Consider the following 14,176-nt stretch of genomic DNA (forward strand, 5'->3'; position numbering starts at 1 on the left):
CTTTTTTTGTACCAGTTTATGTACTACGAGGAGAATAATGCAAGGTTTTTGAATGTCCCAATCCTATTTTCTTGCACTAACATCAGATTTTAACAGGTCAAAAGCCTTATTTTCAAAGGGTTTTACCATTATTCAGCAAGTCCTTATTAGTTTAAAGCAGTTATCTTGATAGTGAGGTACGAAGTCTCTGGTTTTAGGGAACTCTGGAACAGGCAATGGGAACAGTAGCTAGTCCTATTGGCATTAGTTTTGTGTAGTGATTAACTGACGGTGATAATCGCCCCATAACCGGGCTGCCTGTTGACTACTGCCGGAAGTGGGAGAATTATTATCATTCCCTAACCAAATGCCTGTCACCCAGTCGCGACGGGGAAGATAGCCGATAAACCAGAGATCCACATAATTATTAGTAGTTCCCGTTTTACCCGCTTCTCCCATGCCAATACTGGCAGCGCCGCCTGTCCCATTAGTTATCACCCCCCGCAATAAACTATTCATCGTTTCGGCGGTTTTAGGGGAAATTACCTGCTGATTTCTCTCGCTATCCTTGCCATAGTCATAAATAACCCGACAGGTACTCAAATCCTCCACATTTTTACAGTCGGAAGCGTCGAGAATGCGTTTAATGGCGTGGGGACGATTCCAGCGCCCGCCATGGTCAAAAACCCCATAAGCGCCAGTCATTTCCAAGACATTTACCTCGCTTTGCCCTAAAATTAGCCCCGGTACGGGATTTAAAGGTGATTTCACCCCCAAACGTTCCGCCACATTGACCACATTACTTAATCCTGCCTCGCGAGCAATGCGAAGGGCGACGCTATTTTCCGATTGCGCTAAACCTTGAAACATATTGACCCCCCCGCTACTGCGTTCACAGGGAGAATAGGCTTGTCCTTGCCAAGAGAGTCCAGCGCAGGTATAGGTTTTATAGGGCGATATTCCCTGTTCTAGGGCGGCAGCATAAGCAAATACCTTAAAAGTGGAACCGGGTTGACGTTTAGCTTGGATAGCGCGGTTAAATTGGCTTTTTTGATAATCAACTCCCCCGACTAAAGCGAGAATTTCCCCAGTTTGACTGTTTAGGGTAACTAAAGCCCCTTGGGAGTATCGATAGCGGGGGCCTTGGTTTAAGACATTATTTTTTAAGCTTTTTTCTGCGATCGCTTGCAGCCGGCGGTCTAAACTGGTTTCAACGATAAAATTGCCCTCTTTGGCCACTTCTTCCCCTAAAAGGTCCTGTAATTCCTCGAAAACGTAACTATAAAAATATGGTGCAATCGTACTAGATAGGGATTTTTTGGCTTGGGGACTGATTTCAATGCGAGATCTGCGGGCGCTGGCCGCCGCTTCCGGGGAAATCATGCCTAATTGGGCCATGCGATCGATGACACGATTGCGTAATTGTACGGAAGTGTCGTAATCTTGAATGGGATTAAATAGATTCGGGGCGGGTAACATAGCCACAAGGGTGGCAGCCTCGGAGATATCTAAATCTCTAGCGGATTTATCGAAATAAAAGCGGGCTGCATCTTCAAAACCGTAACCGGCCAAACCGAGATAAACTCGATTGAGATAGGTTTTGAGAATTGTATCCTTACTATAGACTGCTTCTAATTGTAAGGCGACAACCATCTCCCGGAGTTTGCGATCGGCAGTATTTTGGCGACCGACTTCGGGGAATAAACTACGCGCTAACTGTTGAGTCAGGGTGCTGGCCCCTTGACGAATGCCTTGACCTTGCCAATTAATCATAACAGCCCGGACAATCCCGAAAGGATCAACGCCAAAATGCCAGTAAAAACGACTATCTTCGGAAGCGACAACCGCCTTGGGCAGATAGGGAGAAAAATCGCCCAGATTATCTAATTCTTGGTGAGTTTCCTGTCGCCTGGGATTGAGGGGAGTTTGACCATCCCTAGCATAAACCACCACCGGACCGCTCACCCCGGAAGGGAGTGGATAAACATTAACTCTGCGACTTTCCCAGATAACCGCTAGAACTAATAAACCGAAAATACCCCCCGCACCATAGAAACCATAGCGCAAAAGTTTCGCCCACAGGGGAGGGGGACAGTAATAGGAGATGGTGACACAATTGGCTAAATCTGGAGGGGCCAGGGTAAAGGTATCACCATGACGCAGGGAAACGCTTTTGAGACGACGTTTACCCATATAAACCCCGTTGGTGGAGTTTTCATCTGTGAGCAGGAAATTATGGGGATTTTTCGGGTCACGCTGCAGGGAACAATGAATCTGACTGACCACGGTATTACGGATAGTAATATCACAGGAACTGGAACTACGGCCTAACAAATAGCGATCGCCGATAAGGGGATATTTGCTTTCCCCGCTGCCATTCTCGTTTTTAAGGCGTAATTCGGGAACTCTCGCCCCTTTTTTGAGATTTACCGCCTGAAAATTCACCTTTCCTTGCAATTTCTGCACGGCAACGGTGACAAGTTGACTAATTTGGGTTTTCGGCGACTGCTTAGACATAGTTTTTATCAGTTATCAGCTTCTGAAGGCAATAGGCAATAGGGGAAGTGGGGAGTGGGGAATTTCAACTAAAACCCCAACACCCTAACACCCCCCGCAACGCGCACGCAGTGACCACCCTAACACCCCAACACCCTAAAACCCTAACACCCCAACACCCCATCTCCCCAATTCCCAATTCATACCCAATATCCCTAAATTGACATTTTAGCCTCTAAAGCTTTGAGGTATTCCGTATTGACTCCCGACTCGCGAATCAGAGCAATTTTACCGGTACGGGCCACCTCGCGAACGCCAAATTTATTCAGCATTTGCATAATCGCCACCATTTTACCCGGATCCCCCACCACTTCGATGGTCAGGGTTTCCTCGGAAATATCCACAATCCGCGCCCGGAATACCTGCGCTAATTCGATCACTTCGGCCCGGCGCTCGGCGGTAGCATTAACTTTAATCAGCATTAATTCCCTTTCCACACAGGGGGTTTGGGTGATATCCTGCACCTTGAGGACGTTAATTAATTTGTAAAGTTGTTTGGTTAACTGTTCGATGCTGTCCTCATCTCCTGGTACTACCATCGTAATCCGAGAAACTCCCATCTGTTCGGCAGGACCCACGGCCAGACTTTCAATATTAAAGCCGCGACGGGCGAATAATCCAGCAATACGGGTTAAGACTCCCGCTTCATCTTCAACTAATACGGATAATGTGTGTTTCATGGCGCTCTATCTACACAACCTAGATTTCCCCATTTTGACACTCCCCGCGCTAAAGCGACGGGGATTCTTGGTTCCAAGAGATTACTTGCTTAGACAGAATTACTTCTGAAAAAGTAGAGGTATTCTCTCCCCAAGCGTTCATCGGGTCTAGCCCAAAAGTTCCCGTATGCCCTACGGTACTTAACCCTTTTTTAAGGATATTAATAGCGGCGTTTTCATCCCTATCTAAAACACACCCACACTTACACTGATGGGTTCTAGTCGATAAAGATTTTTTAACAACTTCACCACAGTTTGAACAGTTTTGGCTTGTATAGTTCGGTGGGACAGCAATCGTTATCTTGCCGAATTTAACCCCAAAATACTCCAGCCATTCTCGAAACTGATACCAGGCCGCATCATTGATCGATTTAGCTAAACAATGATTCTTGACTAAGTTCTTAATTCTTAAATCGACCTGGGCTATCACATCTAAGAAGCGAACTACGCACCTTGCTAACTTTACAGCAAAGTCTTTACGTTGCCTACTTATTTTAAGATGAGCCTTAGCCAATCTTTGTCTAGCTTTTTGACGATTTTTACTTCCCTTTTTCTTTTTAGATAATCGTCTTTGAAGTCGTTTTAATCTTTTCTCGGACTTTTTTAAAAATTTAGGATTGTCAACTTTATTACCTTCATGATCAGTATAAAAAGAAGCTAATCCCACATCTATTCCGATACACTTACCTGATGGTTTAACATCCTCTTTTACTTCACAAGAGAGAACAAATTGACAATAATAGCCGTCAGCACGTTTAATAAGCCTAACTCGTTTAATGTCAGACTGCTGAAAGTATCCTAAGTCCCAAGTCCCTTTTAGTTTAAGTGTTCCAATCTCCTTTTTATCACTGAAATGAATGGTTTTAGGGTTAAGAAGCTTCCATCCTGTTGTTTTGTATTCAACCGAGCGGGAAAACTTTTTAAACTGAGGATAGCCTTTCTTTCCGATTACCTTCTGCTTACAGTTGTCAAAGAAACGGGAAATAGAAGACCATGCCCTTTCAGCCGATGCTTGCCTTGCTTGAGAATTTAATTGACTAGCAAATTTAAAGTCATGGGACAAAACTCGACAATAAGCTGATAGATCATACTTATTTACACCTTTGTTGTCCATCCAATACTTTAAGCATTTATTAAGGATGAATTGAGCGGTGCGGATAGCATCGTCTATAGCCTGATACTGTTTTAATTTAGCCTCAACTTTAAACTCTAGGACAAACATTTACTCTAAAATTTTAAGAATAAACTTATTTTAACACATTAAATATTAAACTGACAACCCATCACCTAAAAGCCGCCCTCTGCTACGCGGGCATGGCGGGGAACCTTAAACCCAAGTTTTCGGTAAGACAGGAGACAAGGCCGGAACAGTTTGTCTTCTCTGAGGGATTCAGGTAGAAACCTCTACTCTGTCAAAGTTTATATCCAATCTTCCTCATCCCCTTTGTTTACCTCCCGCTCTTGGTTTTCATCCTGGGCGGGGGGCGTAATAATCCGATAATTGACATCGTAAACTTGCTCGGCTTTTTCCCCGCGAGTCTGTTTGGCCGTGCGGTAACTATAGGAATAAACTGAGCCAGTTTGATAACTGTCCTCTGGAGGCTTGACAAAATTCGTTTTTTCCCCATCAGCAACCCTAGGCGGGAATTCTTCCCGATCCTGAATGGTAGTCGGTTTTTCGGGGGGTGCATCAAAATTCCAATCATCACCGCTATCTCTTTCCCAATCGTTACCCGGTGGAGAAGCGGCGCGATCTTGAATATAGGTAGGTCGGGGAGATGGGGGTGGGACTTGAGGATTATTGGCTATAGGAGGGGAAGCTTTTGGGGCGGCCAAAGGACGACCAAAACTATAGAGAAATTGCAGGGTTAAACCACTGATAATTCCCGCTAGGGTGAAAAGTAACACCCAGACCGCTAGGGGCAGTTTTACCGTCATAATACCGCCAAAAAAGACCAAAGTGATCACCCCCAGATTCTGCCAGATCAGTAATCCGCCTACAGCGATCGCAAATAAGACCATGATCCAGCCCATTTTTACCTCCCTTGATTCAGTGATCAGTAAACAGTAATCAGTAAACAGTGATCAGGTATAAAGATAAAGATAACTAACTAACTAATTAACTTAAAACTTACATCTGATAACTGATAACTTACCCACTGATAACTGATAACTGATAACTGTCAATGTCCTTGCCAGCGATTAATGGCCACACAATCGATATCTAACTGATCGAGAGTACGAGCGATGACAAAATCGACCAAATCCTCGATCGATTGGGGATGATGATACCAGGCCGGTATTGCCGGTACAATTCTAACGCCCGCCTCGGCTAAAGTAGTTAAATTACGCAGATGAATTAAACTAAAAGGGGTTTCTCGCGGCACTAAAACCAATTTTCTGCCCTCCTTAATCTGCACATCGGCCGCTCTTTCTAGCAAATCGGAACTTAATCCCCCCGCTAATTTGGCCACTGTACTCATGCTACAGGGAATAATTACCATACCAAGGGTGCGATAGGAACCACTGGCGATCGTTGCCCCCACATCACCCCAACGATGACAGCGTAGTTTTCCCCCTTCCATCACCCCGGATTGACTGCGCCAAAATTGTTCTTGCAGCTCTGGTTCTGGAGGCATCCGCACATTATCTTCTGCTTGCCAGACAGTGTAAGCTGATTTGGAGGCCACTAGATCGATCGTGTAGTCGGCTAAAAGTAGATATTTGAGAGTACGGACGGCATAAATCAGTCCTGATGCCCCCGTAACGCCCAAAATTAGCGGTTTAGATAATTCCTTCAAGCTCTAATTCCTCGATCAATTGTAATCCTCTCGGGTCGCCCACTTTTAATAAAGCACCCCTGGCATCTTCCTTGACACCTAAATCCTCATCTTCCACCAAGGCCTCGATCAAAGCATCGATCGCCGTGGCATAAATCACATTTAAGGGCAATTCTCGGCATAATTGACCGATCGACCAAGCGCAATTACTCCGCACCGCTGCGATTAAATCCCGGCGCAATCCTTCAATTAAAGGCGGCAACACGGTGATGATATCTTCATAATTGACCTTGGCAATCTGGGCCAAACTACTGGCGGCCCATAATCGCACCGCCGAAATATCAGTTTTGAGAGCATGAACCAAAGGCTCGATCGCTCTGCGCTCTCCGCAGTTACCCAGGGCCCAAACTACCCCTTTTCTGACGTAACCATTCCAATCTCTGGCCAGTAGCTCGATTAAAGGCTCCACGGCGCTAAGACTGGGATTTCTGCCCAAAGCATAGGCGACACTGACACGCACCAGGGGACAGACATCGTTTAACATCTCCAGTAACGGGGCGATCGCTCTTTCGTCACGCAATTCACAAAAGGCGCGGGCCGCGATCATTCTCTCGCTCAGATGATCAGAAGTAAGCAATGAGAGCATTTCCTCTGGATCGGGGGGGATTTCCGCTGCTTGATCTGGATCGCTCCCATCGAGAGGATTATTTAAGGAGTTGCTAGGGTCTAGGATTTCATTGTCGTACATACTTGTTAGATTATCTTAATCCGTGACCGCTTACGTCAAGCCCAAAATCAAAAAGTAGTTGCTGGTTGGGGAGACTTATCAGTTATCAGTTATCAGTTATCAGTGAACTGAAGATCCAAATCCGAGCGAAGATAGGCAGCCCGTATCATCACTGATAAGCTAAGACGCATTCTCACCGCCTATTCTTGCATTTACAAAACCTAGCAGACTAGAAAGTAAATACAGGGCAAATTCTATTGTTTTTCCGATGCCAAGACGCGGATTTGAACCGCGGACACGAGGATTTTCAGTCCTCTGCTCTACCAACTGAGCTATCTCGGCGTTTTTTTTGTCCTTTCTCAACATAGCACGCCCTCGAAATAATTGCAAGGTTTTTTTCTAAAAAGTTTTCCGCTCGACTAGATTGGCAGGGTGAGGGTAAAGGTGGTGACAGCGTTGGCACTGGTGACATCGATGGTAGCATTCAGGGGTTTAATCAGTTTGCCGACCAAAGCTAAACCTAAACCAGTACCACTGTAGCGCCAGGGATCGTGGTTAGGAATGCGATAAAAAGGGGCGAATATTTTTGATAATTCCTCTGGGACGATTTCTACCCCTGAATTGCTCACACTAATTAATATTTGCTCGTCCGCACGCCAGACATTTACCCGAATTATTCCTTGTTCTGGGGTATATTTAGAAGCATTGGTCAGTAATTCCGCTATGATGCGCTCGATATGACACAGACTGGTGTTAATCTCCGGTATATCCCCATCTATATCTACAATTAACTGCTGTTGTCGCTCGCGGGTGAGAGTGCGAAAAGGTTCCACTAATAAGGGTAGCCAAGAAAGTAAGTCGATTGTTTCGATCGCCGGGGGTTCGCTTTCCGCATCCAGATAGGTTAAAGTCAACAGATCATTAACTAACTTACTCTGACGTTGAGATTCAATGTTAAGAATTTGCAACAGTTGACCGATCGAATTCTCTGGATCGATCTCGATCCCTTGATCTTCTAGGAGACTTTCTAGGGTTTCCACCGCTAGACGAATGCTGGTAATCGGGGTTCGCAGTTCATGGGAAAGGGTTTTCAGGAATTCGCTTTTTAATCTTTCCAGTTTTTCTAATTCCCTCACTTGTGCTTGGGAAGATTCGTAAAGTCGCGCTTGTCGAATAGCGATCGCACATTCGGTGGCAATATGTTGAATCAAATTAGTTTCTAAAGAGTTAAAAATATGATTAGCTGGTCGAATTAGCCAAAGATTGCCCAAAAAACCCTGATCGTCAAAGATAGCACAAGCGCAACGGTTAACACGACCAATTTGCGGATTACCAAGGGGAAGACGATCAACAAATTGTAAAATTTGTTTGTGCAGCAGCGGTTGATAGATTTCGGGAAAATCGCTAATTTGACGGGTAATTCCCTGACAGATAAGCTTTTGAGTGGTATATTCGTGGACAATGGTGGCTTTGCTGCGACTGGGATCATAAAGCTCAATTTGGGCCCGTTCTACGGGTAAAACCTGGACTAATTCCCTAGTGGTGGTTTGCAGAATATGATTTTCATCGAGACTATCACGAATTTTTTCGGTAATCCGTCCGATTAATGCTTCATACTTCAAAGTCATCTGCAATTCGGCGGTTCTTTGCTGAACCTCCGATTCTAGGGCAGTATTCAAGCATTTTACCCGTTGGTGTAGTTCTGCTTGTTGAATGGCAATTCCCACTTGAATGGCTAATTGTTTGAGCAGATCGATTTCTTGGGATTGCCAAGAGCGAGTTTTTTGGCAATTTTGGGCAATTAGTAACCCCCAGAGTTGGTTATCGCAGAGAATTGGCACCACTAAGTTAGCCTGTACTTGCAAAGAAGTAAGTAAGTTGCGATAACAGGGATCAAGTCCCGAATTATGGACATTTTCAATAACCTGAATTCTCCCGCGACGATAATTTTCCAGACGTTCTGGGGATAAATTAAAACAGGGATCCTGGATCCTGTTTCCTAAGACAGAATTAATCCTCGCAGTATGGGATTCCACCACAATCATGCCACTATGATCGGGAAATAAACGATAAATTAACACTCGATCGCAGTTGAGAAATTGTCGCACTTCTTTAACGGTTCTTTGCAAAATGCGATCGAGATCCAACGATTGCCGGATTCTTTCCTGCATTACCCCCAGTAGTTGTTCCCGTTCTGCTTGTAATCTTAAAGCTTCTTCGGCCTGTTTGCGTTCGGTGATATTGGTACTGGTTCCCACTAAACGATAGATGCGCGCATTGTTATCCCGTAGGGGTGTTAAAGTTGTTAGCCACCAGTAGGGTATATTTTGAAAAGGTAAATACTGTTCGTAGGAAATAGTCGTTCCGTAACGTACACAATCACTATAGTGTTGCCGCACACTACGCGCATCATCGGGGGGAAGGATTTGTTCGGGAGTTTTGCCTTTAATCTCTGATGAACGCAATCCTGTCCAGCGTTCATGAACGGGGTTTGACCCCACATAGCGAAAATCTCTATTTTCCAGCACGTCCACCACAAAAATCGACGCTTGCACGGAATTAAATATACTACGCAGAAACTGCTCGGAATCCTCCTCTTTTAGCTGTGCATCCAACTCGGTATCGATTTCTGACGGCTGCTTTTCCATAAGAGCCTCCTATTGTGCTAATTGGTGGATTTGGATCGATAATCACAAAATCGTTGGCTACTCCTAGAGCGATTTAATTATTTTTTAAGATTCTCGCACGAATTTTCCTATCCGCTGCCGATTTCGATATATTTCTTTGCAAAAACGAGAAAGCAACCCCAATATACTGAGATCGCTTATCAGTTATCAGTTATCAGTTATCAGTGACCAGTTATCAGTGATCAGGTTTAAGTTTTAAGTTAAGTAGCTAGACACAATTAATTCAGTATATCTAACTACTTCTTCCATGAGTGCATGAGTGCCTATCCTCACCAAGAAGTTAATTTTGTCCTATTACTTATATGTGTTATTTTCAGTGATCACTGCTCACTGATTACTGATTACTGATCACTGAATTTAGGCTTCTTGGTTGACAAAAGGCAATAAAGCCATTAAACGGGCCCGTTTTACCGCTTCCGTTAAATCTCGCTGTTGTTTAGAAGTTAAACCGGTGATGCGTCTAGGTAGAAGTTTGCCGCGTTCGGTGATAAATTTGCGGAGGAGTTCGGTGTCTTTGTAGTCAATCGGTTGACTGGGGGAGATGGGGGAGAGACGTTTACGATAGTAGCTCATAGATTTGTAAAGATTGCTTGACTTTTTAACTAAAGTGTGCTTACTTAATTTCCTTGTGGACGGTGTGCTTATTGCAGTGGGGACAGTATTTCTTGATTTCCAGTCTGCCGGTGGTATTGCGACGGTTTTTGCTGGTGGTGTAGCGAGAAACGCCGGGGGTACGCTTATCGGGATTACTGCGGCATTCCGTGCATTCTACAGTGATGATTAGGCGAACGCCTTTTTTACTAGCCATAACAACAGGGGATCGGGTAAATTTACACGCAATCGATCATTATGACATATCTAGGGCTTTTTAGGCAAGAGCGGCCGGGGCGAACGCAGGGAATTGTCGGCTAAAAAGTTCAGTTTGGGATGAAATCCAGCACAAAAAAGCTAGAATAATCACAGCAGTTGGCGAGGATGAGGAAAAATGACGATAAGATTGGGTAAACCGATTTTAGTGACGGGGATAGGCATTACCATCGCTTTAACCCTGGGGGAAACTCTCAATAGTAAACTGAGCGAAATCGGTTCCTGGGGTATTTTAGGTGCGTTTGTCCTTGGTGCCGGTATCTGGTTTTGGCAAAAACCCAACTCGAAAATCGATTTTTCCCCCCCCACTCCCCTGAGTCTAGAAAAGGTTAAACAAGCGATTAGCAAAGCCGAGAAGATAATTAATTATCTGGCCAAAGAAGACCCCAATCAAGACTTAACCCCACTGAAAACCACTTTAACCCAATTAAACCAAGAATTTAGTCGCCAAGACCTGAAAATTGCCATTACCGGCGCTAGAAAAACTGGTAAAACTGCCTTAAAAAAACTACTAGAAAGCGGCAACTTTGGAGAATCTATCGCTTTTCTGGAAACGGAACCGCTTCTGACTCTCGACTGCACCGCTAACCAGAAAAAGTCCCTGGCAGCCGACTTAGTTTTGTATCTGATCAATGGGGATTTAACCGATTCCGAATGGCAAATCCTCCAGCAATTCGATCGAATGCACCAGCGTGTTATCCTGTTACTCAATAAACAGGATCGTTTACCCGCCGAAACCAGAGAAGAAATTCTCCTTTCCCTAAAACAAAGACTGAAAGAAACTATTCCTGCTCATCATATTTTAGCCATAGCCGCTGCCCCTGAACCCCTAAAAGTTCGTCAACATCAAAGCAATGGGGAAATCAAGGAATGGACGGAACCCCAAACGGTAGTTATCGCTCCTTTAGATAATCATCTCCGAAAAATTATCGAACAAGAAAAGTCCGAATTAGTTCTGGGAACTATCTGGAGACAAGCGCTAGAATTAGCAAAGGAAACCAAACAATTACTCAATCAATCCCGACGCAAAAAGGCTTTACCTGTTATCGAACAATACCAATGGATAGCCGCTACTGCCACTTTTGCTAATCCTCTCGCGGCCCTAGATTTAGTTTTAGCGGCAGCTACTAACGCTCAAATGTTAGTGGATTTAGGGGCAATTTATCAACAAAAAATGTCCCTTGAACAAGCAAAAACAGCCATGGCCACCCTAGGGAAGATGATGGTACAATTAGGCATGGTAGAAGTGACAACCCAGGCATTAGGAACGATTCTCAAGGGAAATGCGATTACTTATATCGCTGGTGGTACAGTGCAGGGAATTGGGGCAGCCTATCTAACTCGTTTAGCTGGTTTAACTTTAATTGAATATTTCCAAGAACAGGAAATTAACGAGCAGCTGAATAATGATTGGAATTGGACGAGTTTGCAGAATAAAGTTAAACAGGTCTGGGAACAAAATCAGCGCCTAGCATTTTTACAGGATTTTGTCAAGCAAACGAGCGCTCGTTGGTCGGCATTTTCCAGTTAAAAAATCTATAGCAATTTCCATAGTTGTGAGGTACAGAGTCTTAGGTTTTGAGGAGTCAGTATTCAGGAGTCAGTATTCAGGAGTCAGGAGATAGGAGATTATTTTATTTATTCTCCCCACACCCCACACCCTACACCCCACACCCCACACCCCACACCCTGTCCCCACGAAAAACTTTTTCAGCAGACCCTAGTTAAGAACCGGGAAAAGGTAAATGCTGACGCAGCACATCCCAGCGCGAACAATCCCAATAATCGATATGAGAAATAATCAGATTATTGTCATCGAGAGTTAATTCACTGCCTCCAGAAATAGCGATGCGGGGCCGCCAAGGTAAAGGAGTTGTCCAGTGCAATGTCCAACGGGTATTAATAATATTTCCCTGCTGTTCAATTGCGTGGACATCCATCTTGATAGCTTGGAACCATTGACTCATAAAACCAATCATTTCCCGATAGCGTTTAATCCCCCGAAATTGATTGAGAGGGTCTTGAAAATAAACGTTATCAGCATAAATATCATAGGTTTGATCGAGGGGAAATCTTTGATAATCTTGCTGCAAAATAGCGATAATATCCATAAAGTAAGTAATTAGTTATAATTAAATTGAAGATAGATTTTGCCTTTGATCCCCCCTGCCCCCCTTGATAAGGGGGGTATCTGACAATTTTTAACAGCTACCTACTTGGCCAATTATTCCCGATAGCTATTGCCTTTTTTCACTGCTGAGGGGTCACTGTTAACTATTAAAAGATCACTCCCGTCAAACTAAAGGGACGGACTTCGGTAATTTTAACCTTAACAAATTTGCCTCGCAATTCCTCAATATCTCCCGTAAAGAAAGTTAAGCGATTGCCTCTAGTTCTTCCCATAACTTGACCAGCATCTTTAGGGTTAACGTCTTCCACTAAAATTTCCTCAATTCTGCCTAAATATCTTTGGGAACGTTCAGCGGCTTTTGTGGCCACTAAATGATTTAATCTTTGTAAGCGATCGCTTTTTACCTGCTCACTTAATTGATCATCCCAAATAGCGGCAGGAGTCCCGGGACGGGGAGAATAGGCAGCGGTATTTAATTGATCAAAACCAATCTCATCGACTAATTTTAAAGTATTCTCGAACTGTGCCTCTGTTTCTCCGGGGAATCCGACAATCGCATCGGCACTAATGGCAGCATCCGGCATTAAATCGCGAATATTAGCAATAATTTGTCGGTATTTTTCCTGAGTATAGCCCCGTTTCATGGCCTTGAGGATATCATTATCCCCCGATTGAAAAGGGATATGAAAATGTTCACAAACTTTAGGTAATTCCTGACAAGCTTTAATCAAACGTTCGGTAAAATAGCGGGGGTGACTGGTGGCAAAACGGAGACGTTCAATGCCGGCCACATCGTGAACGTAGTAGAGTAAATCGGTGAAATTGTGCAGATGTCGGCCGCTTGCCGTCACTCCGGGTAAATCCCGTCCGTAGGCATCGATATTTTGACCTAAAAGGGTGATTTCTTGATAACCCTGTTGTCCTAATTGTGCCATTTCTGCTCGAATTGCCGCAGGAGTGCGAGATTGTTCCACCCCGCGCACCCCCGGAACCACACAATAGGTACAGCGTTCATTGCAACCATAGATGACGTTCACCCAAGCGGTAATATTACTATCCCGGCGCGGTTTGGTGATATCTTCCATGATGTGGATGGGTTCGGTGGCCACCACCTGGGAACCGTCAAAAACTTGTTGTAATAAGTCTCCCAAGCGGTTTGCGTGTTGGGGACCGATAATTAAATCCACTTCGGGAACCCGTCTTAATAATTGTTCCCCTTCCTGTTGAGCCACGCAGCCAGCGACAATTAAAGTAAGGTCGGGTTGAGTTTGTTTGCGTTTAGCCTGTCTACCGAGATAGGAATACACCTTCTGTTCGGCATTATCGCGAATTGTACAGGTATTGTAGAGGATTAAATCGGCTTCGTTGGCATCCTCAGACCATTGAAACCCCAAATCTTCTAAAATACCCGCCATGCGTTCGGAGTCAGCTTTATTCATCTGACAACCAAAGGTGGTGATATGGTAACGACGTGGGGACTTATTCATGATGCTGGCTACAGAAACAATAGTGCAGGTTTCTATTTTAGGCTATTTATTCTCTGACTTGAAAGAAGCAGGAGGAAGGAGTCAGGAGACGGGAGGCAGGAGACAGGAGACAGGAGGCAGGAGACAGGAGACAGGAGACAGGAGGCAGGAGACAGGAGACAGGAGACAGGAGATTATTTTTATTTATTCTCCCCACACCCCACACCCCACACCCCACACCCCACACCCCACACCCCACTCCCC

13 protein-coding genes, 1 tRNA gene and 1 pseudogene are annotated in these 14,176 nt (G+C 44.6%); 3 read left to right on the plus strand and 12 right to left on the minus strand.

Features of this window, described 5'->3' with window-relative positions; genetic code table 11:
• Window positions 1-243: 243 nt before the first annotated feature.
• The 10 genes from PX482_RS14180 to rpmG all read right to left on the minus strand — a co-directional run bounded on the left by PX482_RS14180 (window position 244) and on the right by rpmG (window position 10,256).
• Window positions 244-2,496, minus strand: a complete 2,253-nt coding sequence (locus PX482_RS14180; protein ID WP_288122583.1) for a PBP1A family penicillin-binding protein — start codon at window positions 2,494-2,496, stop codon at window positions 244-246.
• A gap of 194 nt (window positions 2,497-2,690) precedes the next feature.
• The gene (gene ilvN / locus PX482_RS14185) at window positions 2,691-3,215 is read right to left on the minus strand and encodes an acetolactate synthase small subunit (protein ID WP_002732118.1); all 525 of its coding nucleotides are present in this window, start codon (window positions 3,213-3,215) and stop codon (window positions 2,691-2,693) included.
• A 49-nt stretch (window positions 3,216-3,264) separates the two neighbouring features.
• Window positions 3,265-4,476, minus strand: a complete 1,212-nt coding sequence (locus PX482_RS14190) for an RNA-guided endonuclease InsQ/TnpB family protein (RefSeq protein WP_002759349.1) — start codon at window positions 4,474-4,476, stop codon at window positions 3,265-3,267.
• 197 nt (window positions 4,477-4,673) lie between these two features.
• A complete protein-coding gene (locus PX482_RS14195; RefSeq protein ID WP_002759347.1) occupies window positions 4,674-5,288 on the minus strand; it encodes a LapA family protein in 615 nt (204 codons plus the stop codon).
• 149 nt (window positions 5,289-5,437) lie between these two features.
• Window positions 5,438-6,055 (minus strand): flavin prenyltransferase UbiX, encoded by a 618-nt coding sequence (locus PX482_RS14200; protein ID WP_002759346.1) that lies wholly within the window; start codon window positions 6,053-6,055, stop codon window positions 5,438-5,440.
• A complete protein-coding gene (locus PX482_RS14205; RefSeq protein ID WP_002759344.1) occupies window positions 6,039-6,782 on the minus strand; it encodes a HEAT repeat domain-containing protein in 744 nt (247 codons plus the stop codon). The genes PX482_RS14200 and PX482_RS14205 overlap by 17 nt, the downstream gene beginning before the upstream one ends.
• A gap of 248 nt (window positions 6,783-7,030) precedes the next feature.
• A tRNA-Phe gene (locus PX482_RS14210) sits at window positions 7,031-7,103 on the minus strand.
• A gap of 77 nt (window positions 7,104-7,180) precedes the next feature.
• Window positions 7,181-9,409: a sensor histidine kinase gene (locus PX482_RS14215; protein WP_002759341.1), complete on the minus strand. Its 2,229-nt coding sequence runs from the start codon at window positions 9,407-9,409 to the stop codon at window positions 7,181-7,183.
• Between the two features lie 396 nt (window positions 9,410-9,805).
• On the minus strand, window positions 9,806-10,021 hold the full coding sequence (rpsR, locus tag PX482_RS14220) for a 30S ribosomal protein S18 (protein ID WP_002732313.1): 216 nt from the start codon (window positions 10,019-10,021) through the stop codon (window positions 9,806-9,808).
• A 40-nt stretch (window positions 10,022-10,061) separates the two neighbouring features.
• Window positions 10,062-10,256 (minus strand): 50S ribosomal protein L33, encoded by a 195-nt coding sequence (gene rpmG / locus PX482_RS14225; RefSeq protein ID WP_002734724.1) that lies wholly within the window; start codon window positions 10,254-10,256, stop codon window positions 10,062-10,064.
• Between the two features lie 177 nt (window positions 10,257-10,433).
• On the opposite strand from rpmG, the gene PX482_RS14230 reads away from it, so the two are divergent.
• The gene (locus PX482_RS14230; protein WP_002759339.1) at window positions 10,434-11,846 is read left to right on the plus strand and encodes a slr1306 family protein; all 1,413 of its coding nucleotides are present in this window, start codon (window positions 10,434-10,436) and stop codon (window positions 11,844-11,846) included.
• A gap of 47 nt (window positions 11,847-11,893) precedes the next feature.
• The gene (locus PX482_RS14235; protein ID WP_192845972.1) at window positions 11,894-12,043 is read left to right on the plus strand and encodes a hypothetical protein; all 150 of its coding nucleotides are present in this window, start codon (window positions 11,894-11,896) and stop codon (window positions 12,041-12,043) included.
• Here PX482_RS14235 and PX482_RS14240 read toward each other — a convergent pair.
• On the minus strand, window positions 12,040-12,426 hold the full coding sequence (locus PX482_RS14240) for a C6orf136 family protein (RefSeq protein ID WP_079209815.1): 387 nt from the start codon (window positions 12,424-12,426) through the stop codon (window positions 12,040-12,042). The two genes, PX482_RS14235 and PX482_RS14240, sit on opposite strands and share 4 nt — an antisense overlap.
• A 166-nt stretch (window positions 12,427-12,592) precedes the next feature.
• Window positions 12,593-13,933 carry a tRNA (N6-isopentenyl adenosine(37)-C2)-methylthiotransferase MiaB gene (gene miaB / locus PX482_RS14245; protein WP_288056942.1) on the minus strand — a complete coding sequence of 447 codons (1,341 nt, stop codon included), beginning with the start codon at window positions 13,931-13,933 and terminating at the stop codon, window positions 12,593-12,595.
• Between miaB and PX482_RS14250 the strand changes: the two are divergent.
• A pseudogene (locus PX482_RS14250) lies at window positions 13,932-14,176 on the plus strand (hypothetical protein); the annotation flags it as partial. The gene miaB and the pseudogene PX482_RS14250 sit on opposite strands and share 2 nt — an antisense overlap.

The sequence above is a fragment of the Microcystis sp. M53602_WE12 genome (assembly GCF_030065455.1).
GTDB lineage: Bacteria > Cyanobacteriota > Cyanobacteriia > Cyanobacteriales > Microcystaceae > Microcystis > Microcystis aeruginosa.